This window comes from Vibrio gigantis, assembly GCF_024347515.1.
In the GTDB taxonomy this organism is placed as follows: domain Bacteria; phylum Pseudomonadota; class Gammaproteobacteria; order Enterobacterales; family Vibrionaceae; genus Vibrio; species Vibrio gigantis.
The window spans coordinates 2202786-2228793 of the sequence record NZ_AP025492.1; the positions used below are offsets into that span (position 1 = coordinate 2202786).

22 protein-coding genes are annotated in these 26008 nt (G+C 44.0%); 13 read left to right on the forward strand and 9 right to left on the reverse strand.

Annotated features, from left to right (window positions below):
* Positions 1-97: 97 nt before the first annotated feature.
* Genes nrfD through nrfB form a run of 3 tightly spaced genes read right to left on the reverse strand, consistent with a single transcriptional unit; the run spans position 98 to position 2349 of the window.
* Complete coding sequence (nrfD, locus tag OCV56_RS09650) at positions 98-1072, reverse strand: cytochrome c nitrite reductase subunit NrfD (protein WP_086713603.1); 975 nt, start codon at positions 1070-1072, stop codon at positions 98-100.
* 2 nt (positions 1073-1074) lie between these two features.
* On the reverse strand, positions 1075-1761 hold the full coding sequence (nrfC, locus tag OCV56_RS09655) for a cytochrome c nitrite reductase Fe-S protein (protein ID WP_086713604.1): 687 nt from the start codon (positions 1759-1761) through the stop codon (positions 1075-1077).
* A gap of 3 nt (positions 1762-1764) precedes the next feature.
* Entirely contained in the window at positions 1765-2349 is a 585-nt protein-coding gene (nrfB, locus tag OCV56_RS09660; protein WP_086713605.1) for a cytochrome c nitrite reductase pentaheme subunit, read from the reverse strand.
* Between the two features lie 481 nt (positions 2350-2830).
* Here nrfB and nrfA point away from each other — a divergent pair, with 481 nt between their 5' ends.
* Together nrfA and OCV56_RS09670 are read left to right on the forward strand one after the other, a co-directional pair.
* Entirely contained in the window at positions 2831-4261 is a 1431-nt protein-coding gene (gene nrfA, locus OCV56_RS09665; protein ID WP_190960462.1) for an ammonia-forming nitrite reductase cytochrome c552 subunit, read from the forward strand.
* Between the two features lie 127 nt (positions 4262-4388).
* Entirely contained in the window at positions 4389-4733 is a 345-nt protein-coding gene (locus tag OCV56_RS09670) for a rhodanese-like domain-containing protein (RefSeq protein WP_086713607.1), read from the forward strand.
* Positions 4734-4853: 120 nt separating this feature from the next.
* On the opposite strand, the gene OCV56_RS09675 is transcribed toward OCV56_RS09670, so the two are convergent.
* Together OCV56_RS09675 and gyrA are read right to left on the reverse strand one after the other, a co-directional pair.
* Positions 4854-5483 (reverse strand): TPR domain-containing protein, encoded by a 630-nt coding sequence (locus OCV56_RS09675; protein WP_086713608.1) that lies wholly within the window; start codon positions 5481-5483, stop codon positions 4854-4856.
* A gap of 188 nt (positions 5484-5671) precedes the next feature.
* A complete protein-coding gene (gyrA, locus tag OCV56_RS09680) occupies positions 5672-8332 on the reverse strand; it encodes a DNA topoisomerase (ATP-hydrolyzing) subunit A (protein ID WP_086713609.1) in 2661 nt (886 codons plus the stop codon).
* A gap of 258 nt (positions 8333-8590) precedes the next feature.
* Here gyrA and ubiG point away from each other — a divergent pair, with 258 nt between their 5' ends.
* The 4 genes from ubiG (at position 8591) to yfaE (ending at position 13640) form a co-directional block, all read left to right on the forward strand.
* A complete protein-coding gene (gene ubiG / locus OCV56_RS09685) occupies positions 8591-9334 on the forward strand; it encodes a bifunctional 2-polyprenyl-6-hydroxyphenol methylase/3-demethylubiquinol 3-O-methyltransferase UbiG (RefSeq protein WP_086713610.1) in 744 nt (247 codons plus the stop codon).
* Positions 9335-9842: 508 nt separating this feature from the next.
* Positions 9843-12125: a class 1a ribonucleoside-diphosphate reductase subunit alpha gene (gene nrdA / locus OCV56_RS09690; protein WP_086713611.1), complete on the forward strand. Its 2283-nt coding sequence runs from the start codon at positions 9843-9845 to the stop codon at positions 12123-12125.
* A 103-nt stretch (positions 12126-12228) separates the two neighbouring features.
* Positions 12229-13362, forward strand: a complete 1134-nt coding sequence (nrdB, locus tag OCV56_RS09695; RefSeq protein WP_086713612.1) for a class Ia ribonucleoside-diphosphate reductase subunit beta — start codon at positions 12229-12231, stop codon at positions 13360-13362.
* On the forward strand, positions 13362-13640 hold the full coding sequence (yfaE, locus tag OCV56_RS09700; RefSeq protein ID WP_086713613.1) for a class I ribonucleotide reductase maintenance protein YfaE: 279 nt from the start codon (positions 13362-13364) through the stop codon (positions 13638-13640). Before nrdB ends, yfaE begins: the two co-directional genes overlap by 1 nt.
* Positions 13641-13825: 185 nt before the next feature.
* Here the strand turns inward: yfaE and napF are convergent, their stop codons facing one another.
* Positions 13826-14341 (reverse strand): ferredoxin-type protein NapF, encoded by a 516-nt coding sequence (napF, locus tag OCV56_RS09705; protein WP_086713614.1) that lies wholly within the window; start codon positions 14339-14341, stop codon positions 13826-13828.
* Complete coding sequence (locus tag OCV56_RS09710) at positions 14341-14907, reverse strand: TorD/DmsD family molecular chaperone (protein WP_086713615.1); 567 nt, start codon at positions 14905-14907, stop codon at positions 14341-14343. The genes napF and OCV56_RS09710 overlap by 1 nt, the downstream gene beginning before the upstream one ends.
* A 199-nt stretch (positions 14908-15106) precedes the next feature.
* Between OCV56_RS09710 and OCV56_RS09715 the strand changes: the two genes are divergently transcribed.
* The 3 genes from OCV56_RS09715 to OCV56_RS09725 are packed head-to-tail and all read left to right on the forward strand — an operon-like array spanning position 15107 to position 19024.
* Positions 15107-17545, forward strand: coding sequence for a DmsA/YnfE/YnfF family dimethyl sulfoxide reductase (locus OCV56_RS09715; RefSeq protein ID WP_086713616.1), 2439 nt, complete (start codon positions 15107-15109; stop codon positions 17543-17545).
* An 11-nt stretch (positions 17546-17556) separates the two neighbouring features.
* A complete protein-coding gene (locus OCV56_RS09720) occupies positions 17557-18177 on the forward strand; it encodes a DMSO/selenate family reductase complex B subunit (protein ID WP_004733360.1) in 621 nt (206 codons plus the stop codon).
* 1 nt (position 18178) lies between these two features.
* A complete protein-coding gene (locus tag OCV56_RS09725; protein WP_086713617.1) occupies positions 18179-19024 on the forward strand; it encodes a dimethyl sulfoxide reductase anchor subunit family protein in 846 nt (281 codons plus the stop codon).
* Between the two features lie 164 nt (positions 19025-19188).
* Here the strand turns inward: OCV56_RS09725 and OCV56_RS09730 are convergent, their stop codons facing one another.
* Positions 19189-20427: a CinA family nicotinamide mononucleotide deamidase-related protein gene (locus OCV56_RS09730; protein ID WP_086713618.1), complete on the reverse strand. Its 1239-nt coding sequence runs from the start codon at positions 20425-20427 to the stop codon at positions 19189-19191.
* 210 nt (positions 20428-20637) lie between these two features.
* Here OCV56_RS09730 and OCV56_RS09735 point away from each other — a divergent pair, with 210 nt between their 5' ends.
* From OCV56_RS09735 to OCV56_RS09750, 4 genes are all read left to right on the forward strand, one after another.
* Positions 20638-21546 carry a DUF3943 domain-containing protein gene (locus OCV56_RS09735; RefSeq protein WP_086713619.1) on the forward strand — a complete coding sequence of 303 codons (909 nt, stop codon included), beginning with the start codon at positions 20638-20640 and terminating at the stop codon, positions 21544-21546.
* A gap of 253 nt (positions 21547-21799) precedes the next feature.
* Positions 21800-22312 carry a glycine cleavage system protein R gene (locus tag OCV56_RS09740; RefSeq protein ID WP_086713620.1) on the forward strand — a complete coding sequence of 171 codons (513 nt, stop codon included), beginning with the start codon at positions 21800-21802 and terminating at the stop codon, positions 22310-22312.
* Between the two features lie 192 nt (positions 22313-22504).
* Positions 22505-24124, forward strand: coding sequence for a DUF1566 domain-containing protein (locus tag OCV56_RS09745; protein WP_086713621.1), 1620 nt, complete (start codon positions 22505-22507; stop codon positions 24122-24124).
* A complete protein-coding gene (locus OCV56_RS09750) occupies positions 24124-24663 on the forward strand; it encodes an Lcl C-terminal domain-containing protein (RefSeq protein ID WP_086713622.1) in 540 nt (179 codons plus the stop codon). The genes OCV56_RS09745 and OCV56_RS09750 overlap by 1 nt, the downstream gene beginning before the upstream one ends.
* Before the next feature lie 76 nt (positions 24664-24739).
* On the opposite strand, the gene nspC is transcribed toward OCV56_RS09750, so the two are convergent.
* Positions 24740-25873, reverse strand: coding sequence for a carboxynorspermidine decarboxylase (nspC, locus tag OCV56_RS09755; RefSeq protein ID WP_086713623.1), 1134 nt, complete (start codon positions 25871-25873; stop codon positions 24740-24742).
* Between the last annotated feature and the right edge of the window lie 135 nt (positions 25874-26008).

Consider the following 26008-nt stretch of genomic DNA (forward strand, 5'->3'; position numbering starts at 1 on the left):
TCATGTTACTCGACTAGCTGTCGTTACTCAGCGAAAAGAAATTTAGTGAGCAGATGTTCAGTATCCAACATCCACTCACTAATAAACTTGAGCGAAATTAAGCTATCGTTAACTGCCCTGCATAAAGGACAAAAGTTCGTAGCATTAACACGCCCATTAGGCTTAGCGAAGTCACCGAGAAAATATACAGCGAGCTATGGCGAATTGAAGTTGGTGTCACTGCATTCAACAACAATGGTAAAACCATGCCGACACCGATAACGCCGTACCAGAACCAACTCGCCCAGAAACCACTGCCAATTGCGTTCCATACTGCTTGCTCACTTTGACCACCAGCGAAAATAAGCCCAGTAAAGAAAGTAATAAGAACAAACAACTCAAACATCACGACCGGGCGTTCGAATCCGTGGATCCATGAAATACTTGGGCTATGAGGCGACTCTTTAAAGACCAGTACGCCAAATAAAATACATGCTGCTGCACCCGAAGATAAGCTCGAGAATAAGAACAAAATCGGCAGCACTGGGTTATTCAACAGTGGGAAGGTATTTAGAGCGGAAAGCAGGAATCCTGTATAAGCAGCAAGCATCAGAGCAAGAACAGCTAAGAATATTTCTAAAGCATTCTCAAACACTTCTAATTTGCCAATCCAGCTACCAACGAAATCGAGTCGTCCTTTTAACCATGTTTGGTCATTCAAGAACACGACGATTTGATCTCTAAAGATAATGCCGATCCAAAGGAACAAGATCACCATATACACTTGGAATAAGATCACACCCATCGACATCACAGACGTTGGATTATAGAAGATCATGATCTTCCAAAAGGATAACGGTTTTGTTAGGTGGAAAACCAAGATCAGCAGACCTGAAATGATCCCAAATGGTGCAAGAAAAGCCGTGGCCTTTAACACACCATTATGGGCAGGATCACCTTCAATGACTTTACGTTTTAGGTAAATGGAGATCATTACGGCCCCTGCCGACATCCCCGCGAGAAATAGATAGATTGCTATAATCCAGTCCCATACCACGGTACCAGACTGAAAAGCTGTGTCCCATGCACTCATAATCAGATCTCCCCTTTTTGGTGTGGCACTTTATAGAGTTTTGGCTGAGTACCTAGATAAGCTTTATCTCTGTAAACCACCTCAGATTTAAGCACCTGGTTTATCTCACTCTTAGGGTCATTTAAATCGCCAAATATCAGCGCATTGGTAGGGCAAGATTCAACACAAGCAGGCAATTTACCTTGTGCAAGATTGGTATCGCGACAGAAGTTACATTTATCGGCCGATTTATTCTCAGGATGGAAAAAGCGCACTTGATAAGGGCATGCCAATAGACAATAACCACAGCCGACACATTTCTCTTTATGCACATCAACGATGCCCGTTTTTTCATCTTTGTAGGCCGCCCCTGTTGGGCAAACCATCACGCAGGGCGCATTATCACAATGTTGACAAGAGTTACGAGTAAAACGGTAATCAACATTCGGATATTCGCCTTGAGGCTCGCTCTTAATAATTTCTAAACGCGATACACCTTCTGGCACTTTGTTCACTTCGCGACATGCTTCTGTACAAGCAGTACAACCAATACAAGCGGTTTCGTCATGAATCATTCCATAACGCTTGGCACCATCTTCTTGAACATTAGCCAATGTTTTACGACTTGTTACCGCCGCCGTTCCTGCAACACCAGTGGTGAAGATAACGGCACCAGCACCTGCTAAAAAGTTTCTTCTTGAGCAGCTCATAGATTACTCCCCTTCTTTCTTCTGGTTGAAGTCTGAATGGCAATCCACACATAGCTTAATGGTTTGCTTTTTATCTAAGCCCAGCACCTTCGCTTCGGTCGCATGAACATCGTGGCAATTTGAACACGTTAAGTTTTGTGCGTGAACATCGTGAGTCCAGCTAGCTTCACGAAGATCATCCGGTTTATGACAATCTATACATTGACTATTCGCATCTAAAATTAAGCTTGGATCTAGGAAAACCTTCTCAGTTCCCGGTTGTGATTGAGCCGAGCGATACTTCACCACTTCAGGTGCACCTTCACGGTGATCGGGGCCAATAGAGGTATGACAATCAGTACAATTCACTTCGCGGCCAAGTAAAGCGTGTGCGCTTTCACCGTGAGAGCCCAATACCGTTTCTTTGGAATCTTTATGGCATTGAACACACTTGTAATCTTTGTCGCGGATTAATTCGACTTCATGTCTTGTTGATTCTCCTACTGGCGTAACAGCAGGCTCAGCAACAGCATGAATGGAATAACCATAGAGGCAGAATGCTAGAAGGGATTTAAGCATTATGACTATGGCCAATTTAATATTGCCCATTTTATCCTTTCCTTATACCGGCATTATTTAACTCTCAACTAAATAATATTCCGGTTAAACAAAAGTACCCTTAAACGATATTATTACCGCTTAAATGATATCAATTCTTATTTTGGATAAGCCACAACGCTTTCTATGGTTAGAATATACCTCTAATTAGGTAATACGAAATTTGAATGGGTTAATCTGTGAACGCAATCACCCTATTTATACCATGGTCAATTGAGGCAAATGATTGTTATATATGATAATAATTCTCAATTAAATTCCAGTACCACTCGCCACCAATACCCCTAAAGGGGTATATAAACTTCAACGTGATTAAAGTCACTGTCATTAATTGATCTAAAACAAGCAATACCCAAGACGTAACAAAATGTGTTTGTTTATGAATTAATATAAACAGCAATTCTCCAATTCTTAATTTGAATAGCAAACTCACAACGCTTGGTATAAGAATCAGTATATTGGAGATATCACTGTGAAAAAGCATTGGATACGTAATTCGATCACAGCACTATTAATGGTTAGCGCATCACTAGCAAGCGCGACCAGTTTTGCTGCGTCTGAACAAAAAGAAATTGGCGACCCTCGTAACGACCAGTTCGAGCAAAACCACCCAGATCAATATCATTCATGGAGACAAACTTCAGAAAGCGAAACAATAGAAGACGCACTAAAAGAAGATCCCAACATGGTTATCATGTGGGCTGGCTACGGCTTCGCAAAAGATTACAACAAAGCACGTGGTCACTTTTATGCGATTGACGATGTACGACAAACGCTTCGTACTGGCGGCCCAACGGATGAGAGCTCAGGCCCAATGCCAATGGCATGTTGGAGCTGTAAGAGCCCAGACGTAGCACGTGTTATTGAAGAGCGTGGCGAAGACGGTTACTTCGAAGGTAAGTGGGCGCGTCTTGGCAGCGAGATCATTAACCCTATTGGCTGTTCAGACTGTCACGATACCCAAAGCGAAGGCTTTAAAAATGGTGAACCAGCACTGAAGGTGACTCGTCCTTATGTTGAGCGCGCATTTGATGCGATTGGTAAGAAGTTTGAAGACCAAGGTCGTTTAGATCAGCAAGCGTCCGTTTGTGCTCAGTGCCACGTGGAATACTACTTCACAGGCCCAACAAAAGGCGTGAAGTTCCCTTGGGACAAGGGGACTCGTGTTGAGCAAATGGAAGAATATTACGATGAAATAGGCTTTAAAGATTGGACGCACAAAGTATCTAAAGCGCCAATGCTTAAGGCACAGCACCCTGGCTATGAAACATGGCGTGAAGGTATCCATGGCAAGAACAAAGTCGCTTGTGTTGACTGTCATATGCCAAAAGTAACCAAAGAAGACGGCACGGTTTATACCGATCATAAAGTGGGCAACCCATTTGACCGCTTCGAAGATACCTGTGCAAACTGCCACACTCAGTCTAAAGAGACCATGCGTAACATCGTTTCAAGCCGTAAAGCGCAAGTACTGAACATGAAGTTAACTGCTGAGAAGCAAATCGTTGCCGCTCACTTTGAAGCTGGCGCGGCATGGGACGCAGGTGCAACAGAACAAGAGATGGAACCTATCCTGCTGGATATCCGTCATGCTCAATGGCGTTGGGACTACGCTATCGCATCTCATGGTGTTCATATGCACGCTCCTGAAATCGCTCTAGAAGTGCTAGGTACAGCTGTCGACCGCGCGGCAGATGCTCGAACTAAGATAGTTCGTCTACTGGCGAAGAAAGGCATCACTGATCCAATCGAGATTCCAGATATCTCAACCAAAGAAGCGGCTCAAAAAGCGCTTGGAATGGATATGGATAAGATGAACGCTGAGAAACAGCATTTCTTAGACACGGTTGTTCCTAAATGGGAAGAGCAAGCTGAAAAGCGTGAAGCCAACTACGAATACTAGTTTCTTCAATTAGACCATTACGTAAAAACCAGTCACACTATTACGATGTGGCTGGTTTTTTTAGGTTTTAGACATTCAACAAAATGTTTAGCTGAAAATACCCATTTGCTAACTCAAGGAATCAAGAATGAAGACCTTACTTTCGCTTTCAGCATTATGCCTGACACTACTTAGTTCAAGCGTTCACGCCTCTGAGCGCGCTGAAACAGGGTGGGATTTAATAGAGAAAGGCGCATTAGTCGTTGATGTCAGAACACCTGCAGAGTTCGAACAAGGACATCTAGACAACGCCATCAACTACCCTCTTTCTGAAGTGGCGACTCACTTCGCTAAGATAGATAAAGATACACCCATCGTTTTGTATTGCCGCAGTGGTAATCGTTCAGGACAAGCCTATCAATTCTTGCGAGCTCAAGGGTTTACTCAAATCCATAACGCAGGTGGATTAATCGAAATGCAAGAGAGCCAATAGCAATAGAGATTAATGGCTTTAAAGGCTAATCGCCTCAAAGGTAAGTCGTTTCAAAGGCTAATCGCCTCATAGACAAATAGCTTCAAAAGCCAATCAGTAAGAACAGCCGATTAACTAAGCCTAGCGGATCATCTGTTTGGCTTGGTTGATCGAATGAATAATAGAAACACGATCAATCCCCTTTTGATTGGAATCGAGGATTTGAGTCCATGCATCGATCGCTTGTTGATAGCGCATACTGATGAAGTGATCGGTCGCAATCAGCATCAATGCTGTACGATCATTGGGATCAAGCTGCATTGACTGATCCAATAATGCATTCACGTCATCGCTCATGGCTTGAGAACTAAGATAGTAAAGTGCCGTTGCTTTGGCCGCATAGAGACCAGAGGGGGCTTGTGGATCTAAACGAATCGCGTAGTCGTAACAGGTGAACGCTGCATCAAACTCCCCTTTCTGCATGTACACACCACCAAGCTTAAACCACAAATCGGATTGATTCGGGTCTTGCTCTAAGCTTTGCTGAAGCTCATCTTGGAAATCTGTTGCCGTGTAATTATTGTTGTCGTCCAAAGGAAGTTTAGGTACCTCTTGTTTTAGTTGAGACCAAACAAGCACGCTCAAAGTCACAGCAGTAAGCGAAACCACTACATTGCTTTTTAGATGACTGCTGTTTTTATTCGCCGCAATTACGACCACAATCAAAAACAGGCTCATTAACACCAACGCAATCAACAACCAGATGTCCATTCCACACTCCTTTCTATCCAGTCCCTACTCTATCGTTTTCCTCTCATCTCTATATTGATCAAGGTTTGCTATCGAGATTTTAGCGATCACAAATTCAGACCACGCCCCACAAATAACAGGTAATAAAAAACCGAGCACTTAGGCTCGGTTTTTTTAATGGTAAGCTTAATTACTTAACGTAATAGAGATTACTCAGAGTCTTGCTCGCTATCACTTTCAAAGTCAGAAGCATCTGATGCTTGCTCTTCACTTGATTCGGAAACTTCAGCGTTGGTAGTTTCAGCATTAGCTTCTTCAGCTTCGCCTTCTACAATCTCAGCTTCTTCTACTTCGTCGATACGTTGTAGACCTACAACATTCTCGTCTTCAGCAGTGCGAATCAGTGTTACACCTTGAGTGTTACGACCGACTTGGCTTACTTCCGCTACGCGAGTACGTACTAGCGTACCTGCGTCGGTGATCATCATCATCTCATCGCCTTCTTCAACTTGAACAGCGCCAACAACTGGGCCATTACGTTCAGAGACTTTGATAGATACTACACCTTGCGTTGCACGGCCTTTCGTTGGGTATTCTGCTAGCTCAGTACGCTTACCGTAACCGTTTTGAGTCACAGTTAGGATATCGCCTTCGTTAGAAGGAACAATCAGTGAAACCACTTGATCGTCTTCTGGAAGCTTCATACCACGAACACCAGAGGCAGTACGGCCCATTGCACGTACCTTGTCCTCGTTAAAGCGAACAACTTTGCCCGATTTAGAGAACAGCATGATGTCGCTATCACCGTTAGTGATATCAACGCCAATCAGTGAATCGTCGTCACGTAGGTTAACTGCGATTAGGCCGTTAGCACGTACGTTTGCGAATTGATCCAGTGATGTCTTCTTAACGGTACCGTCACCTGTTGCCATGAAGATGAATTTCTCGTTAGAGAACTCAGAAACAGGCAGGATAGCTGTAATACGCTCACCTTCTTCTAGAGGAAGAATGTTAACGATAGGCTTACCACGAGCAGTACGACTTGCTAATGGTAGTTGGTAAACTTTCAGGCGGTATGTCTTACCACGAGTAGAGAAACATAGGATGTTATCGTGAGTATTAGCAACAAGCAGACGCTCAATGTAATCCTCATCTTTCATCTTAGTTGCACTCTTACCTTTACCACCACGACGTTGAGATTCGTAGTCGCTTAGGATTTGGTACTTAACGTAACCTGCGTTAGAAAGCGTTACTACAACGTCTTCTTGAGCAATCAGCTCTTCCATGTCGATGTCATGAACTGCCGCTGTAATTTCTGTACGACGCTCGTCGCCATAGATCTCACGTACCGCTTCAAGTTCTTCACGGATTACTTCCATCAAACGCTCAGTGCTTGCAAGAATGTGCATTAGCTCAGCGATTTCTTCTAGAAGTGCTTTGTACTCGTCTAGAATCTTCTCGTGCTCAAGGCCAGTTAGGCGGTGAAGACGAAGTTCTAGAATAGCTTGCGCTTGTGTTTCCGTTAGGAAGTACTGGCCATCGCGGATGCCGTATTGGTCTTCCAACCAATCAGGACGAGCCGCATCTGTACCAGCACGCTCAAGCATTGAAGCAACGTTACCAAGATCCCAACCACGAGACACTAAACCAACTTTAGCTTCTGCTGGTGTTGGCGCGCTCTTGATCAGTTCAATGATTTCATCAATGTTAGCAAGTGCCAGAGACAATGCTTCAAGGATGTGTGCACGGTCGCGCGCTTTCTTCAGTTCGAAGATAGTACGACGAGTCACAACTTCGCGACGGTGGTCTACGAAGCACTTAAGCATGTCTTTAATGTTGAACAACTGTGGTTGACCGTTGTTCAACGCAACCATGTTGATACCGAAAGTCGTTTGCAGTTGAGTTTGAGCGTATAGGTTGTTAAGAACCACTTCGCCTACTGCATCACGCTTACATTCAATAACAATACGCATACCGTCTTTATCAGACTCGTCACGCAGTGCACTGATGCCTTCTACTTTCTTATCTTTAACCAGTTCAGCAATCTTCTCGATCAAACGAGCTTTGTTTACTTGGTAAGGGATCTCAGTAACGATAATGGTCTCTTTACCATTCTTCTCTACTTCGATATCCGCTTTTGAACGCATGTAAACCTTACCGCGGCCAGTCTTGTATGCATCTACGATGCCTTTACGACCACTGATAAGTGCTGCTGTTGGGAAGTCAGGACCAGGGATATAGTCCATTAGCTCATCAATAGTAATATCTTCATTATTGATAAATGCTAAACAGCCATCAACAACTTCACCAAGATTATGTGGTGGGATGTTGGTAGCCATACCTACTGCGATACCAGAAGCACCGTTTACCAATAGGTTAGGAATTTTTGTAGGAAGTACTGCTGGAATTTGTTCTGTACCATCATAGTTCGGTACGTAATCCACAGTTTCCTTATCAAGGTCAGCCAGGAGCTCGTGAGCAATTTTCGCCATACGAACTTCGGTATAACGCATTGCAGCCGCGGAGTCGCCATCGATAGAACCAAAGTTACCTTGGCCATCAACTAGCATGTAACGCAGTGAGAACGGTTGAGCCATACGAACAATTGTATCGTATACAGCACTATCACCATGCGGGTGGTATTTACCGATTACATCACCTACTACACGAGCAGACTTTTTATATGGTTTGTTCCAATCATTACCTAGTACATTCATCGCGAACAAAACGCGGCGGTGTACTGGTTTTAGGCCATCACGCACATCTGGAAGGGCACGACCAACGATGACGGACATCGCGTAGTCTAGGTATGAACCTCTAAGCTCATCTTCAATATTTACGGGCGTGATCTCTTTCGCTAGATCGCTCATAGAGCCATTTTCCCTCTATAGTCAGATCGTATTTTTGAATACGTATAAGACCGAAAAATATAACACAAATTTACCTACGGAGGCATCACTTTCCCACTCCTTTTACCATCTTGTGACCCTTGTAGCCAATCAATTGATGAGAAATTGCACCTCCGCATCATATCTTGCTGAAACATGGTCACTTTACATCCAATAAACTAGCAAAATTGTAGATCTTCTGGTCAGCGCGAAAAGGCAAGTTATAATGCCTGCAATTTCATGGATGCATTATTTAACTTGGAAATGCCGATTATGACTAAATCACAGAACGTAGACCCAGCAGAAATCAAGAAATTCGAAGACATGGCGTCACGCTGGTGGGATCTAGAAGGCGAATTTAAGCCGCTACATCAAATCAACCCACTGCGCCTAAATTACGTATTAGAGAAGGCTGAAGGCCTATTTGGCAAGAAAGTCCTCGATGTTGGCTGCGGCGGCGGCATTCTAGCTGAAAGCATGGCGGTTGAAGGTGCGATAGTGACTGGCCTAGATATGGGTAAAGAGCCGCTAGAAGTAGCACGCCTTCACGCATTGGAAACAGGCACCAAACTCGATTACATCCAGAGTACGATAGAAGACCATGCAGAGCAGAACCCACACACCTACGATGTGGTAACGTGCATGGAAATGCTTGAACACGTACCTGACCCACAATCTGTTATCACTGCCTGTTCGAAGCTGGTGAAACCTGGCGGCCATGTATTCTTTTCTACGTTAAACCGTAACTTCAAATCTTACTTGTTTGCGATTGTTGGCGCAGAGAAGCTATTGAAGATTGTTCCAGAAGGTACTCATGAACACGATAAGTTCATTCGCCCTGCCGAACTTATCAAAATGATTGATAACACGCCGCTGCAAGAATTAGGCATTACGGGACTGCACTATAATCCGTTAACGGACACTTACCGTTTAGGCACAAATGTAGACGTAAACTACATCGTTCACACTCAAAACTTTGGCTAAAAAATATCGGTAGCCCTACCGTAAAACCTTTTGTAAAAAAGACGAATGAAAAGAGTTGCAATTACCATAAGTTTGCGACTTTTTTCAGTCTAAATTTCGTGCTCTAGCTTCCATTTTGACCATCTCGATTTAAATTTAATCGCCCAAAGTCCATCGCCCATTTTGGCCAAAGATCAAGGGATTTTTTTTTATGACCGTGCAAAAATAAAGCATCATTAAAAGCCGACTTTTATACAATCAAGTGACATCTAACCTCATCAGTTAGTGGTCACTTACAGTTTTTTTTCAATCCACCACTTATCCACAAGCAACCCCATTTCTTTACCTTGAAAAATATCAGTTGTAGCACTATCTTGTAACCCAACAAACAAATGACCCCTATATGTTGTGTTTGAACTACAATATATGGGTAGACCAAGATCACAAAGCCGAAACGTAATTTACAAAAATTACACAGAAATACACAAAAACACGGCCTTGTTCAGTTTTGTTAGGGAAATTAAGCAGAATGAACCAACAACTTACTGTTACCAAGCGTAACGGGCGCAAAGAAACGATCGATTTAGAAAAAATCCATCGCGTGATCACATGGGCAGCTGAAGGCTTGCACAATGTTTCTGTATCACAAGTAGAATTGAAAGCTCACATTCAGTTTTACGATGGCATTACCACTACTGATATCCATGAGACAATCATCAAGTCAGCAGCGGATCTAATCTCTGAAGAGACTCCAGATTACCAATATCTTGCAGCACGTCTTGCAGTATTCCACCTACGTAAAAAAGCGTACGGCGAATACGAGCCGCCTGCACTGTTTGACCACGTTGCAAAACTGGTTGATATGGGTAAATACGATAGCCACCTTATGGAAGACTACACGAAAGCTGAATTCGAAGAGCTTGACGAGTATATCGACCACAAACGTGACTTAGACTTCTCTTACGCGGCGGTTAAGCAGCTTGAAGGTAAATACTTCGTGCAAAACCGTGTAACGAAAGAAATCTACGAGAGTGCTCAGTTCCTTTACATTTTAGTTGCTGCGTGTCTATTCGCTAAATACCCGAAATCGACTCGTCTTGACTACATCAAACGTTTTTACGACGCATCGTCTACGTTTAAGATTTCTCTACCTACACCGATCATGTCTGGTGTACGTACGCCTACTCGTCAATTCAGTTCTTGTGTACTGATCGAGTGTGGTGACAGCCTTGATTCAATCAACGCAACAGCAAGCTCAATTGTTCGTTACGTATCTCAACGCGCTGGTATTGGTATCAACGCAGGTCGTATCCGTGCGCTTGGTTCTGAAATCCGTAATGGTGAAGCGTTCCACACTGGCTGTATCCCTTTCTACAAATACTTCCAAACAGCAGTAAAATGTTGTTCTCAAGGTGGTGTTCGTGGTGGCGCAGCAACAGTGTTCTACCCACTATGGCACGGTGAAGTTCAGTCTCTACTAGTACTGAAAAACAACCGCGGCGTTGAAGAGAACCGTGTTCGTCATATGGACTACGGTGTGCAGCTGAACAAGCTTATGTACTCACGTCTTGTTCAAGGTGGCAACATCAGCCTGTTCTCACCTTCTGACGTACCTGGCCTTTACGATGCATTCTTCGAAAACCAAGACCGTTTTGAAGAACTATACGTTAAGTACGAAAACGATCCATCAGTGAAGCGTGAAACAGTAAAAGCTGTTGAGCTATTCTCTCTGCTAATGCAAGAGCGTGCTTCTACTGGTCGTATCTACATTCAGAACGTTGACCACTGTAATACACACAGCCCGTTTGATTCTGAAGTTGCCCCTGTTCGTCAATCGAACCTATGTCTAGAAATCGCACTACCAACTAAGCCGCTTTCTAATGTAGAAGACGACGAAGGCGAAATTGCACTATGTACGCTTTCAGCATTCAACCTTGGCGCAATCAATGAACTTGACGACCTAGCAGAGCTTTCTGAGCTGGTTGTTCGTGCTCTAGACGCACTTCTTGATTACCAAGATTACCCGCTTCCAGCGGCATACAAGTCGACAATGAACCGTCGTACTCTAGGTGTGGGTGTTATCAACTACGCATACTACCTAGCGAAGAATGGTGTTAAGTACTCTGATGGCAGCGCAAATGGCCTGACTCACCGTACTTTTGAAGCGATTCAATACCACTTGCTAAAAGCATCTGTTGAACTAGCGAAAGAGCAAGGTCGTTGCCCATCTTTCCACGAGACCAACTACGCGAAAGGCCTACTGCCAATCGATACTTACAAAAAAGATATCGACTTAGTATGTGAAGAGCCATTGCACTACGATTGGGATTCTCTACGTGAAGAGATTATGGAGCACGGTCTGCGTAACTCTACGCTAACAGCGCTTATGCCTTCTGAGACATCGTCTCAAATCTCGAACGCCACTAACGGTATCGAGCCACCACGTGGTTACGTATCTGTAAAAGCATCGAAAGACGGTATCCTGAAGCAAGTTGTTCCAGATTTCCTAAATCTTAAAGAGAACTACGAGCTACTTTGGAACATTGGTAATAACGATGGTTACTTGCACTTAGTGGGTATCATGCAAAAATTCGTTGACCAAGCTATCTCTGCAAACACTAACTATGATCCAAGTGTTTACGACAGCGGTAAAGTACCAATGAAGAAGCTGCTTCAAGACCTACTGACAGCGTACAAATACGGTGTTAAGACCCTTTACTACCATAACACTCGTGATGGTGCTAAAGACGACCAAGGCGATGCAGTTCAAGTGCCGGAAGAAGATTGTGAAGGCGGCGGTTGTAAGATCTAAACCGCAATAAATATTAAGACCCCAGAGAAGAGCTATCTTCTCTGGGTTTAAAGCATTAACAGGGTCCGTTTTATTACGGGTCTTTAAAGGATTTGAGGCATTTATGGCTTACAGTACTTTTTCTCAGCAAAAAAATGACCAACTAAAAGAACCAATGTTCTTGGGTCAGTCGGTTAACGTTGCACGTTACGACCAACAAAAATTCGAAATCTTCGAAAAGCTTATCGAGAAGCAGCTTTCTTTCTTCTGGCGTCCAGAAGAAGTAGACGTGTCTAGCGACCGTATCGACTACAACAAACTTCCTGAGCATGAAAAACACATCTTCATCTCTAACTTGAAGTACCAAACGCTTCTAGATTCTATCCAAGGCCGCAGCCCTAACGTTGCCCTACTTCCATTGGTATCACTACCAGAAGTGGAAACTTGGATTGAGACATGGTCTTTCTCTGAAACGATTCACTCTCGTTCTTACACGCACATCATCCGTAACATCGTGAACGATCCAGGTGTAGTATTTGATGACATCGTTGAAAACGAAGAGATCCTTAAGCGTGCTAAAGACATCGCTTTCTATTACGACGACCTAATCAAGCTAACGGCTGACTACCACCGCTACGGTGAAGGCAACCACAGCATCAACGGCGAAGACGTTAAGATTTCACTTCACGACCTGAAGAAGAAACTTTACCTATGTCTAATGTCGGTAAACGCGCTAGAAGCAATCCGTTTCTACGTTAGTTTTGCTTGTTCATTCGCATTCGCTGAGCGTGAGCTAATGGAAGGTAACGCTAAAATCATCAAGCTAATCGCTCGTGATGAAGCACTTCACCTTACTGGTACTCAGCACATGATCAACTTGCTACGTAACGGTCAAGACGACTTCGCATTCATGCAAATCGCTGAAGAGTGCAAGCAAGAGTGTTTCGACCTATTTAAAGAAGCCGCAGAGCAAGAGAAAGAGTGGGCAGAATACCTATTCAAAGATGGCTCTATGATTGGTCTGAACAAGGACATTCTGTGCCAATACGTTGAGTACATTACCAATATTCGTATGCAGGCTGTTGGTCTAGGTACCGCTTACCCAGAAGCAACGTCTAACCCAATTCCATGGATCAACGCTTGGTTGTCTTCAGACAACGTGCAAGTTGCTCCACAAGAAGCAGAAATCAGTTCTTACCTAGTTGGCCAAATCGACAACGAAGTAAAAGCTGACGACTTTGAAGGGTTTGAGCTGTAATGCCAACAATCAAGATCAACAAGCTGACTTCGATTGAATCTAACCCGTCAAATACTCTATTGGAAACAATGGAACAAGCGGGCTTAGAACCAGAATACAACTGCCGAGATGGCCACTGTGGTGCATGCCGCTGTACGTTGGATTCTGGTGAAGTCGAGTACGTTGGTTTTGCTATGGCTTACACGCAAGGCAATGAAATCTTGCCTTGTATCTGTAAAGCAAAAACCGATTTATCGCTGAGTAATGTGATCCATCGAAGTAAACAGAAGCGCGCCTGAACTATTCGGCTCAAGTTCACTTGGCTTTATTTAGAATGACCGTTTAATCAGAGATGATAAGTATTAAAAAGGGTCCGCCTCCAATTGGAATGCGGACCCTTTTTCTATTGGTGTCTTTGGTATAGGAGACCAACTCACCGATAACAAAACCTGAGTCTTACTGGCGTTCACAACCAAACCAACGTTTATTGCTGAGTCAGGTTAAGAGTCACAGAACCAATATAACAAGCGCTTCGGCACTCCCCACAACCATTACACGTATCTTTTTCCACCGTAGGCAACTCTCCTATTTCGATGTGTATCGCACCTGCTGAACACGCGGTCTGGCACGCATTGCAATCCATTTGCATGTAATTGTTACAGCTATCAGCAAAGCTAGGCTTGAGGTCGATATAAGGTGTGACTGTTGGATGAAGTGCGCCAGTCGGACACACTTCAGTGCATTTGTTACACATAGAACAACTGTTGTAATCCAAATTCAGTAGCGCACTGCCCTCTAGCATCTCAATAACGCTATTCGGACACGCTTGCTCACACAACCCGCAACCGTCGCAAAGACGCTCAAACAGCACCTCATCGACCGCTTTTGGTGGTCTTGCATGCAAGCGCTGTGATATCTCTTCATAACTCGCGGCTGCTTTAACCGGTTTAGAAAGTCGAGTTAAGAAACCGCGTCTATTTGAATTTATTTGTTCAGACATTAGTCGATATATAACTTTTTAGTGGCAACGTTTAAATTATATTCAGATGTTAATTGTTCAAGCCAATTTATCACATCAATTGATAGCTTCTTATAAAATGATAAATCTGATGCTGTATTTAATTTGTCTAAATAAGCAGAAGACCAAGGTAATAAGTGACGCTCAAGTAATTCACGAGCTGAATCGATATTATTATTCCCTAACAAATACGCATGAGCGAATAACATTAAACCAAATTGATCTTCCGGCTCTCTTAACCCTGTATCTAATTCAATCTGATTAAATTCTAAAAACTGGCGATACTCTACTGTAGAAGCGCCGAACACAACGCGATCTTTATCTAGGTACACAGAACCCCAAGGCGGAGCTGGCATGTCTCCAACCCCTTCAAATAGGCGACTAAACTCCGCTGAGAGTGCTTCTTCCTGTTCGCTTCTCAGTGCCAGCAAACAACCTTCTGAGAGCACTTTACTCTCCACCAAAGCTTCGACAATGGTGATTAACTGTTCTTTACTTGTCGCTTGATAAAATAGCGAACCCAATAGCTTATGCGTATCGATAATCATTATTATTTATGCCGTAATAGGTTTTAAATACAATTATATTAGTAAAACTATTTCATTCTTTGATCTAATTTATACATTAAATTCATAACCTTTAAATTTAATTCTTATTTGATACCTATCAATCAATATTTAAATATTAAAAGACAAAAACAAAACTACCTATAAAGTGCTAGACTTCAATAACAATAGGCATCTTAGAATGACGAATAAGAAAGAATCTGGGGTAATGAATCTTACTCGAAGAAGCTTCATGAAAGCTTCTTCTGCGGTAGGTAGTGCAGCCGCACTCGCAGGCGGTATCGCTTTACCTTTCAAATCCAAACCAGTAGCGGCTGCGGTTGCTGAAAACGTGGACGAGAAAGTCGTATGGAGTGCATGTACAGTAAACTGTGGCTCTCGTTGCCCGTTACGTATGCATGTACAAAACGGTGAAATCAAATACGTAGAAACAGACAACACCGGTACTGACGAATACGGTCATCACCAAGTTCGTGCGTGTTTACGTGGTCGCTCTATGCGCCGCCGTGTTTACAACCCAGACCGCCTAAAATACCCAATGAAGCGTGTGGGTAAGCGTGGTGAAGGTAAGTTTAAGCGTATTAGCTGGGAAGAGGCTTACGACGAAGTCGCTGGCACCATGCAACGCCTTATCAAAGACTACGGTAACGACACTATCTACCTAAACTACGGTACCGGGACGCTGGGCGGGACGGTCACTAAGTCTTGGCCACCAGCTCAAACGCTAATTGCTCGTCTAATGAACCTAAGTGGTGGTTATCTAAACCATTACGGTGACTACTCAACAGCGCAAATCGCGAAAGGTTTGAGCTACACCTACGGTGGTTGGGCAAACAACAACTCTTTCTCTGACCTAGAGAACACTAAGCTTAACATCCAGTTTGGTAACAACCCTGCTGAGACACGTATGTCTGGCGGCGGTCTAATCCACCACTACGTTGAAAGCAAAAATAAATCAAACGCAAGAACGATCATCATCGATCCACGTTACACCGATACTGCCGGTGGCCGTGAAGATCAATGGATCCCAATTCGCCCTTCTACGGATGCTGCATTGGTTGCAGGCCTTGCGCATGTGATGATCACTGAAGACTTGGTCGATCAACCATTCCTAGACAAATACTGTGTCGGTTACGATGAGAAGACCCTTCCTGCATCAGCGCCGAAAAACAGCGACTACAAATCCTACATCCTAGGTTTAGGTGATGATGGTGTAGAGAAGACTCCTGAATGGGCTTCTAAGATCACGGGTATCCCAGTCGATACAATCGTTAAACTTGCTCGTGAGATGGGTACAGCGAAACCATGCGCTATCCACCAAGGTTGGGGCCTACAACGCACTGCGAACGGTGAGTTAGCGTGTCGCGCTATCGCAATGTTGTCACTACTAACTGGTTCTGTGGGTGTGTCTGGCGGTTCAACCGGTGCTCGTGAAAGTGACATCAACATTCCGTTTGTTCGCTTCCCTACCGTGCCAAACCCAGTTGAAACTTCAATTTCAATGTTCATGTGGACCGACGCAATTTACCGTCACCATGAAATGACCGACATCACCGATGGTGTTCGTGGTGCAGAGCGCCTTAAAAACCCAATCAAGATGATCTGGAACTACGCTGGTAACTGCATCATCAACCAACACTCAGACATCAACAAGACGCACGCGATTCTTCAAGATGAAAGTGCGTGTGAAATGATTGTTGTGGTTGATAACCATATGACTTCTTCAGCGAAATACGCCGATATCATCCTGCCTGACTTAACCACATCAGAGCAAGACGACTGGTGTATGGATGGTAAAGCATCAAACATGCCTTACTTCATCTACGCACAGAAAGCGATTGAACCTCAGTTCGAAGCTAAATCTATCTACGAGATGTGTACTGAGCTTGCTAAACGCATGGGCGTTGAAAAAGAGTTCACTGAAGGCCGTACTCAAGAGCAATGGATTGAGCACCTTTACGCAGAAACTCGTAAGAACGATCCTACACTGCCAACCTTCGAAGAGATGAAAGAACTAGGTATCTACAAGCGTAGCTATGACCACCACTACATCGCTTACGAAGATTTCCGTAAAGATCCTGAAGCGAACCCACTAACCACACCAAGTGGCAAGATCGAGATCTACTCAGAGCAACTGGCTGAGATTGCGAAGACTTGGAAGCTAAAAGAAGACGAAGTGATTCACCCGCTTCCAATTTACGCGGACTCTTTCGAAGGCCATAACGACCCATTAGTAGAGAAGTACCCACTGCAACTAACAGGCTTCCACTACAAGGCTCGTACCCACTCCACTTACGGTAACGTTGCAGAGATCAAAGCTGCGGCACCACAAGAGTTGTGGATCAACCCAATCGATGCAAAAGATCGCGGTATTGAAAACGGCGACATGGTCAGCATTTTTAACGACCGTGGCGAAGTTCATATTCCAGCGAAAGTGACACCAAGGATTCTTCCTCGAGTTGTCGCGCTAGGCGAAGGTGCATGGTACGCACCCGATGGTCAGAAGATCGACCATGCAGGCTCTATCAACGTGCTGACTACTCAGCGCCCGAGCCCACTTGCTAAGGGTAACCCTCAGCATACAAACCTAGTTCAAATCAAAGCGCTAAAGAAAGTATAAGGTAGGTTGGAATGAAACAATACGGCTTTTACATTGATTCAAGTAAATGCACGGGTTGTAAAACCTGTCAGCTTGCTTGTAAAGATTATAACGATCTAGACATCAAAACGAACTACCGTCGCGTATACGAATACGCAGGTGGTGGCTTCACTCAAGATGGCGATACCTGGGTTCAGAAAGATGTCTTTTCTTACTACCTGTCTATCGCTTGTAACCACTGTACTAACCCAGCGTGTGTGAAAGTGTGTCCTTCGGGCGCAATGCACAAACGTGATGAAGATGGCTTGGTTGTGGTTGACGAGAGTGTGTGTATTGGTTGTCAGCACTGTAGCAATGCGTGTCCTTACGGCGCACCACAATACAACGCTAAGAAAGGTCACATGACCAAATGCGATGGTTGTTACCAGCGTGTTTCTGAAGGCAAACAACCTATTTGTGTTGAGTCTTGCCCACTTCGCGCATTGGAGTTTGGCGAAATCAATACGCTTCGCGAGAAGTACGGATCTGGTGCAGACGTAGCGCCACTGCCATCTTCAACCGAAACACTGCCAAACATCGTGATTAAGCTGAACAAAAACGCGAAGCCTACTGGCGATACCAGTGGTCACCTAGCAAACCCAAAGGAGGTGTAAGATGATTTTTCATGAGTGGTCTTTGATCTTCTTTACGGTGTTGGCTCAAACCGCTGTCGGTGGTTACCTGCTTATTGGTGCTCGTGCACTGGTACTTGGTCATGACGAAGAGAAACTGAATAGCTACAAGGTTCCAATGTTCATCCTGTGGGCATTAATGGGTCTTGGTTTTATGTTCTCGACAACGCACCTGGGCTCTCCACTGCGCGCGTTTAATGCTTTTAACCAACTAGGCTCAGCTTGGTTGTCTAACGAAGTGTTCTTCGGAGCGGCATTCTTCGCAGTGGGCGGCTTACAGTGGCTACTGTCTGTGGTTAAGAAAGGTGGCGTGGCTATCCAGAAAGCACTGATGGTTGGCGCTATGGTGCTGGGTGTTATCTTCATGTACGCGATGATCAACGTATACATGATCAATACAGTACCTACATGGGACAACATCTACACACCACTAAGCTTCATCATGACCATGGTTGTGGGTGGCTTGCTGCTGTCTCAGTTTGTGATTGTGTTCGCAAACGACAGCCGCTTTACGGTTGACCGTAACATCACCATGCTGGCTGTTATCGCCGTTGCTATCAGCTTGCTTGTGACCGTAGGCAAGCTGAACCTCATCGGTGACATCCAAACTTCAGCAGCAAAAGCATCTGAGTTGGTTAACGGTTTAGGCAGCTATGTAATTCTTCAAGTGGCATTGCTGATGGCAAGCTTGTTGGTTTGGATTCTACCTATGCTGAACAAAGCGAAAGTGAACCCAGTAAACCTAGGCTTAGCATTGGTACTGTTCTTAGCTTCAGAACTAATCGGCCGTGGCTTGTTCTACAGCCTACACATGACAAGCGGTTTGTAATCACTTACTCAGTTTAAGTGCTAGCTACAAAGCTATTCGCCACTTGTTGGCTTATCTAGAAGGCTAGATAAACAAAAGGCCCCACAACCATATGGATGTGGGGCCTTTTTATTTGTTCTGTCTTAACCTTAGTTCAAGAGAGCTTAGTTAACGACAAGAGTGTCTTACTTGATGATAGCTGAAGGAATAAACATGTCTTTCAATCGCTTAACTGAAGAGTAAGTACCAAACATCGGTTTGTTGTCTAGATGTCTTCTAAGCATGTCGGCTGCTACAGTTTTGATGATGTTTCGTGCATCTTCACGATTGTATTGGCGGTAGAACTCAAGCACTTGCCCCCATTCACCCGCTTCGCTCGATAGTGCAATGCTGAATGTATTACCTTCTAACTTGCCCGTCACCAAGGCTAATTCAGTGCCACACTTTTCTCTTGTTGCGCCAGCCAATGCAAACGTAGCCGCTAATGGATCGCTCTTTTCAAGCTCACTCTCTTTTGGTTCAGCCATCACCCAAGAGTGACCGAAGCAATCTTCCACTTGCTCATTCGACTGTAGCCAAGCCGACAATGCACCTTTAGTCGACACTTCAGATACCGACAAGGTTTTCTTTCTCTCAGCCATAATATGACCGATATGGTCAATCATCGGCTCATCAACACTCACAACGTTGCTCTCTAACAACTTGTACACCATTTGCAGTAGCTTAACGCGAGTTTCTAAATCCGACTTAGGCCCAAACAGTTTCACTTCAATGAACGGCAGATAAGAGCGGTAACCCAGTTCATAACCTTCAGGCAGTTTCAATTGGTCTAACACATCAGAAATGCCAGACTCGGATAAACCAAAGGTAAACAACCGGCTGCATTCAGACGCGACTACTTGAGGATAAGTACGAGCAAGGTCAGGGATAATTTCAAAGCTCACCATACGCTTAAATTCACTAGGTACGCCCGGAGTGAAGTAGAAAGTCGCATCGTTAATCTTTAGTTTAAAGCCACATGCAGTGCCGACAGGGTTATCGACAATTTCTGAGCTCGCTGGCAACAAAGCTTGCTTTAGGTTGCTGTCTGGCATCGGCATGCCACGTCCCGAAAACATCTCTTCCATGCGAGCAAGCCATTCAGGGAACATGACGAGTTTCTGCTCTGATGCCGCCGCTGCTGCAGCCGCGCTCATATCATCGGTAGTCGGGCCTAATCCACCATTCACGATAACCACATCGTAGTTAAAGCTCAGCATCAACAACTCTTCGACTAAGGCATTCATTTGGTCACCAACAGTGGAGCGTTTAGCCAAAGCAAAACCATGTTGGTAAAACTCAGCTGACATCCAAGCCGCGTTCGTGTCTACAATGTCTCCATGAAGAACTTCTTCACCTGTGCTTAACATTGCGATTTTCGTCATGTTTCTATCCCTTGTAGTCATAAAAAGACGCTGCATTATCTACAAACTGGTCTATGTTTGAGTTTGAGCTATTTTGCTTTTTAACAAATATTAATAATGTTAAATCTAAGGTTTTCTTAGGAAAAGCGATAAATTATTAGTTCCCTAAATCAGGCATTTAATGGATAATTGTGACCCTGATCAATTCGAAACTTTCTCATGGAGACCCTTGTGGCCAAATCACCGTTACTAGCAAAGGTTACTGCTGCATTTTCAATGCTAATGTCAGTTAACTCGGTTGCAAGCCAATACGACTTCGACCAGCCAATCAACCTTTCTTATTCGGATGAATGTGCTCAAGATTACTGTGTTAATGATAGCTTGTACACCTACAAGCCTAGTACCAATTACGCACTGAGCGAATCTAGCGAAGAGTATGATTTCTCCATCCAACAACCAAAGCACTTTTTGGTCAGTGAAGAGAAAGATTGGGATTACCTAATGGGTCAAACCTACACCATTCTTGGCTTAAGTGTAGCGACCGTCGGTTTAATGACCTTCTTACCAGAAAGTATCACTAAATGGGACGATGACCAACGTGACTTAAGTAAGCTAGGTCAAAAGTGGAAAGATAACGTATCTGCCGGCCCTGTATGGGACCGTGACGAACACTTCCTGAACTATGTGATGCACCCATATTTTGGTGGTGTTTACTATACAGCAGCACGTCACGCGGGTTACAACGAGTTTGAATCGTTTATGTACTCTTGGACGATGTCGACCTTCTTCTGGGAATACGGCGTAGAAGCATTTGCAGAAGTTCCTTCTTGGCAAGATCTATTCATCACACCGTTCTTCGGTGCGGTTGTGGGTGAAATGATGCTAGAAGCCGAGCAAGATATCGTTGCTTCAGGTGGTGAAGTGATGGGCTCTCAAACCATGGGTGACGTGTCGCTATTCTTCCTTAACCCTGTCGGCCATATCCACTACTGGGTAAGTGATGCGTGGGGTGGTGATGCAGAAGTGAACCTGAATACTAACCCTTGGTGGGATAACCAAGACGCGGCGCGTTTTGCTTACGATGCCGGCGCACCATACGACTCTCAATTTGTTGGTATGAACTTCAAGGTGACGTTCTAATTCGTCTCTAGCAGCACTAAATATAAGTTACTGAATCATCAATCACAGTGACTACTCTTCTAAAAAGCGGCTCTCTAGCCGCTTTTTTTGTGCCCCACTCTTCATTCTCTTTTTTTGCGTCGAAGCTTAGTTTCAAAAATTGACACAGGTCAAACATTGTTCGATGTAACCTTCTACACTGAAATTAAAGAACTTTATCGCGTGATATCAAACATTTAATTAGTAAAGAATAATTGAAACTTTGGGGGCTGATATGAACAGTACATTTATCGTAAACTTTATCGGAAAAGCATCACCAGCAACAATCAAACAGCTTGCTGCGGTTACTCACGAAAACGACGGAAAATGGCTCATCAGTAAAGTTAACTTTATCGAAGACCAAGTCGCAGGCGTACTAAAAGTTCAACTTCCAGCCATCAACGAATCGATTGTTAAAGAGGCTTTCAGCGCTAACCCGGATCTCATCGTGCAGTTTGTCGATTCAGATCATACGCACAATGTTCAAGATACAATCCATCACCTAAGGCTCGACTCTAACGACCGAGCTGGCATCGTCAACGAAGTGACTCATGTATTAGATAGACAAGGGATCAGCATTCTAGATATGGATTGTCATCGTGTCTTTATCGCAGGTGGCGGTGGTGTTAGCTCAAGTTTATTCACCTCCAAGATAGCCGTTAAGCTGCCAGTCGAAATCTTGATTGATGACGTGGTCAATGAGCTAGAAACTCTCAGTGAAGACACTCGGGTTATGATTGAAGGTTAATTAAACTCACCTCCTGACGGTGTCCTTATCGTTGGGAGGTTACCTCATAGCTTCCCCTTCCCTTACATGACTTACAAAAAAACCATATAAAACCACTAAAAATACATAATCAACACATATGAAATTAAGTATTTGTATAATATTTTTGCTACCATAGATTATCTCATATAATTTAGTAGCTTAGGTTTACCCATGGAAAGAAAAAGGTCGAGTTGGCAACTCAATGTCATCTCAACAATCCTTCTTACGACACTGTTGAGCGGTTGCAAAAGTGGTCATGAAAATACGACAAACCCAACCGATCCAACACCATCAGTAGTCGAAATCAGTATTCCTAATTCGATTTCTTTTTCAGAACCATCATCTGGTTCCGTTACACAATCAATTACCGTTTCTCTTTCAGAAGCTCTCAGTCAGGAACTCACTCTGACAATCTCCACCAGCGATGTCACAACACGCTCCACTGGAAGCTTCAAAAACTATGATGCCATCTCAAGTCAAAACGTCAAAATTGCGGCAGGTGCAACAAGTGGAGCTTTGCCGTTAAATCTTGTACACAATAATCTGTATGAGGGTAGTAAAACACTTCATTACACTATTAGTACTGATAACGGTGCAAATTACACTATTTCAAACAAACAAACGGTTGTAACCATTGATGATCGCGATGCCCAACCAACCGTTAGTTTTAGTAATGACTTAAGTACCGTTGTAGAAGGCGACAGTATTATTCAACAAGCTGTTTTGAGTCATTACACATCTCAAGATGTAACGCTCACCCTAGATCAAACTGGTATTGCCGCGTCTGAGGACTTTACTGTTGATATATCAGAGTTAACTCTTAAATTACCAGCAGAAACCCTATCAACAAATATCACTTTTTCTGCTCGTGATGATAGCTTTGATGAAGGTGGCGAATCGGTAATCTACACGATCGCTTCCGTTGGTAACGCGACTATCGATTCGAGCAAAAACACTCTTGCATTCTATATTCCCGGACAGAAAAGTTTCAATGATACTGGGTATGTCACTTATTTTGATGGTACTGACTACGACAGCATCACTCCACCAGCATCACATCCAAATCAAGATGCCGATTTTGGTTTAGATATCACAAATGGAAATGAACATTCGGATGGGGAATATGGCTTCCGCTACACCAAGCTAGATGCTCACGGAAATCCTTTACTACCTAGCGCTACTGATTGGCGCTGTGTTAAAGATGAACACACCGGATTATATATCGAAGCAAAGCAAGATCCGATAGCACTGCCTAGTCAGTCTGAGGTCGATACCTGGGTTAAGAACCACAAAGACGATCCTGACGCCAACCCTTATCCATGGGACAGTCAATCAAGCTCATGGCGAAGCGCTTCATATACATATACTTGGCACGACTCTGACAATACAACCAATGGTGGCTATGCCGGAGCACCCAATGATCTATTGTACAGCGCAGGGCCGATCTCTTCTCAATGTGCGTACATTAATGATGGTTCAGGAAGTAACTACTGTAATACAAGTAGTTATATTAGTAGCCTAAACAGTCGCTCTATTTGCGGTATTACGGATTGGCGCTTACCTTCACCTGTTGAAGCTCGTTCATTTATCAACTTCAATGTCGGCACTGCACCAGCAGGATCCATTGATTTCTTTCCTAATCTTGGAGACCGACTCTTCACGCACTCTAGCTCTGTTAAACAAGATGGTAGTGCCAGATGTATCGACTCTCAAAATGGAGAACTCGAGCTTTGTAATAAAAACATCGCAGGCTCGACAGGAATTGTGGCTGTAAGTGGAGGTATTGAGTAATGAAACTAAAACTATGCTTAGGCGTAATTGCCTCTCTGTTAAGTGCAAATACCGTCGCGCAAACCTGCGTGCAAACTCAAACTCCCTCTCACCAAGATGGTCAATTTATAGACCGTAAAGATGGCACATTACTCGACGTAACGACTAATTTGCTTTGGTCAAAATGCAACCTAGGCGAAACCTACAATCAATCCAATGACACTTGTGATGGTACTGCGATTAAATATCAAAATTGGCAGGATGCGCTCATCGCTACTGAAGATTCGAGTCTGACCACCATCGCTGGTCAGGTTGGTTTTAGGTTACCTAATATCAAAGAGTTAAGTTCAATCGTTGACTACAGCTGTACTAGGCCAGCAATCAACCTGACACACTTCCCGACAACAACCAACGAACCATATTGGACTAACACTCCTGACGCTCATAAAATCAACAGTGACTATGATGGTCTAATTATTGATTTTGAAGAAGCTTTAGAAGTCATTACCGACCCAGGTGATATTCCACATCCTCTTGTTCGATTAGTGAAAACGTTTTAATTAGTTTTTACGGCACAAACAATCAAAAAGAGCAGCTCATGGGCTGCTCTTTTTATTGTTCTAATGCAATGTTCAGTTACTTAACCGACCATTGTGACAATGAACGTTTAAAGTCTTCATAACCGAATTCATTCAGCTTTTGAACGTCACCATTGCTGCGCTCGCAGTAGATTGATGGCATCTTCAAGCCATTGAACCAGTTAAGTTTCACCATGGTGTAACCCGCACTGTCTAACAGGTGAAGTTTTTGACCAATCTTCAACGGCTCATCAAAGCTTGTTTCACAGAACTGATCGCCCGCAAGGCATGAACACGAACCAATCACGTAGTCATGACTGCCGTTTGCAGAGGCTTCTAATACCGATGCTGGTTCGTTGTAGATAAGCGTGTCAAGACGGTGTGCTTCGGTTGCTGAATCCACAATCGCCGTTTTCTTCACGTTCTCAACAATATCCACCACTGTCACAACCAAGTCTGTCGTTTTAGTGATGATGGCTTCGCCCGGCTCAAGGTACATTTGTACGCCGTGTCTTTCAGAGAAAGCTTTTAGCGCAAGGCCAAGTTTCTCAATGTCGTAGCCCGGCCACGTGAAGAACACACCACCGCCCATGCTCACCCAGTCTAACTTATCTAGATGTTCGCCAAACTGTTCTGAGATTGAATCAAGCAAACCGATAAAGGCGTCGACGTCTTTGTTCTCACAGTTCATATGGAACATCACGCCATTAATCTCGTCAAAGATCTCAGGCTTAATGTGGTCAGCTTGAACACCTAAACGAGAGAATTGACGCGCAGGGTTTGCTAAGTCTTGTCCTGCGTAGCTTACGCCCGGATTTAGACGTAAACCCAATGAAGCCTTACCTTCAACAATATGACGGTAAGCAGTTAGCTGACTTTGAGAGTTGAAGATCATCTTGTCACAGATGTCAGCAACTTCTCTCACGTCATCTTCGCTGTAACCCACACTGTATGCGTGCGTCTCACCACCGAAAGTTTCATGACCAAGCTTTACTTCGTATGGGCCAGAGCTTGTCGTGCCATCGAGATAAGGCTTGATGATGTCAAACACACCCCATGTAGAGAAACACTTCAAAGCCAATACCAGCTTCACACCCGAAATCTCTTTCAGCTGCTGAGCTATCTCTAAATTCGCAATCAACTTGTCTTCGTTGATCATGAAATAAGGCGTTTTTAGTTCGTTGTTTTGCATGTTAATACCTTGCGGCCCTCGAGTTCACGAAGGCACATGATAATCGAACAAAGCCGACGCTAATGCATCGGCTCGATATAAGTAAGTACATTGGAAGTCTTTAAGTGCATTAGAGATTCCCTATTACACTCGTCC

Bases quoted from the DNA above. Each gene is read 5' to 3' on its own strand.
- nrfB (WP_086713605.1), bottom strand. From the start codon at position 2,349: ATGGGCAATATTAAATTGGCCATAGTCATAATGCTTAAATCCCTTCTA.
- OCV56_RS09670 (WP_086713607.1), top strand. From the start codon at position 4,389: ATGAAGACCTTACTTTCGCTTTCAGCATTATGCCTGACACTACTTAGT.
- gyrA (WP_086713609.1), bottom strand. From the start codon at position 8,332: ATGAGCGATCTAGCGAAAGAGATCACGCCCGTAAATATTGAAGATGAG.
- OCV56_RS09750 (WP_086713622.1), top strand. From the start codon at position 24,124: ATGAAACTAAAACTATGCTTAGGCGTAATTGCCTCTCTGTTAAGTGCA.
- yfaE (WP_086713613.1), top strand. From the start codon at position 13,362: ATGCCAACAATCAAGATCAACAAGCTGACTTCGATTGAATCTAACCCG.
- nrdA (WP_086713611.1), top strand. From the start codon at position 9,843: ATGAACCAACAACTTACTGTTACCAAGCGTAACGGGCGCAAAGAAACG.
- OCV56_RS09720 (WP_004733360.1), top strand. From the start codon at position 17,557: ATGAAACAATACGGCTTTTACATTGATTCAAGTAAATGCACGGGTTGT.
- OCV56_RS09710 (WP_086713615.1), bottom strand. From the start codon at position 14,907: ATGATTATCGATACGCATAAGCTATTGGGTTCGCTATTTTATCAAGCG.
- OCV56_RS09745 (WP_086713621.1), top strand. From the start codon at position 22,505: ATGGAAAGAAAAAGGTCGAGTTGGCAACTCAATGTCATCTCAACAATC.
- nrfC (WP_086713604.1), bottom strand. From the start codon at position 1,761: ATGAGCTGCTCAAGAAGAAACTTTTTAGCAGGTGCTGGTGCCGTTATC.
- nrfD (WP_086713603.1), bottom strand. From the start codon at position 1,072: ATGAGTGCATGGGACACAGCTTTTCAGTCTGGTACCGTGGTATGGGAC.
- nspC (WP_086713623.1), bottom strand. From the start codon at position 25,873: ATGCAAAACAACGAACTAAAAACGCCTTATTTCATGATCAACGAAGAC.
- ubiG (WP_086713610.1), top strand. From the start codon at position 8,591: ATGGATGCATTATTTAACTTGGAAATGCCGATTATGACTAAATCACAG.
- nrdB (WP_086713612.1), top strand. From the start codon at position 12,229: ATGGCTTACAGTACTTTTTCTCAGCAAAAAAATGACCAACTAAAAGAA.
- OCV56_RS09675 (WP_086713608.1), bottom strand. From the start codon at position 5,483: ATGGACATCTGGTTGTTGATTGCGTTGGTGTTAATGAGCCTGTTTTTG.
- OCV56_RS09740 (WP_086713620.1), top strand. From the start codon at position 21,800: ATGAACAGTACATTTATCGTAAACTTTATCGGAAAAGCATCACCAGCA.
- napF (WP_086713614.1), bottom strand. From the start codon at position 14,341: ATGTCTGAACAAATAAATTCAAATAGACGCGGTTTCTTAACTCGACTT.
- OCV56_RS09715 (WP_086713616.1), top strand. From the start codon at position 15,107: ATGACGAATAAGAAAGAATCTGGGGTAATGAATCTTACTCGAAGAAGC.
- OCV56_RS09725 (WP_086713617.1), top strand. From the start codon at position 18,179: ATGATTTTTCATGAGTGGTCTTTGATCTTCTTTACGGTGTTGGCTCAA.
- OCV56_RS09730 (WP_086713618.1), bottom strand. From the start codon at position 20,427: ATGACGAAAATCGCAATGTTAAGCACAGGTGAAGAAGTTCTTCATGGA.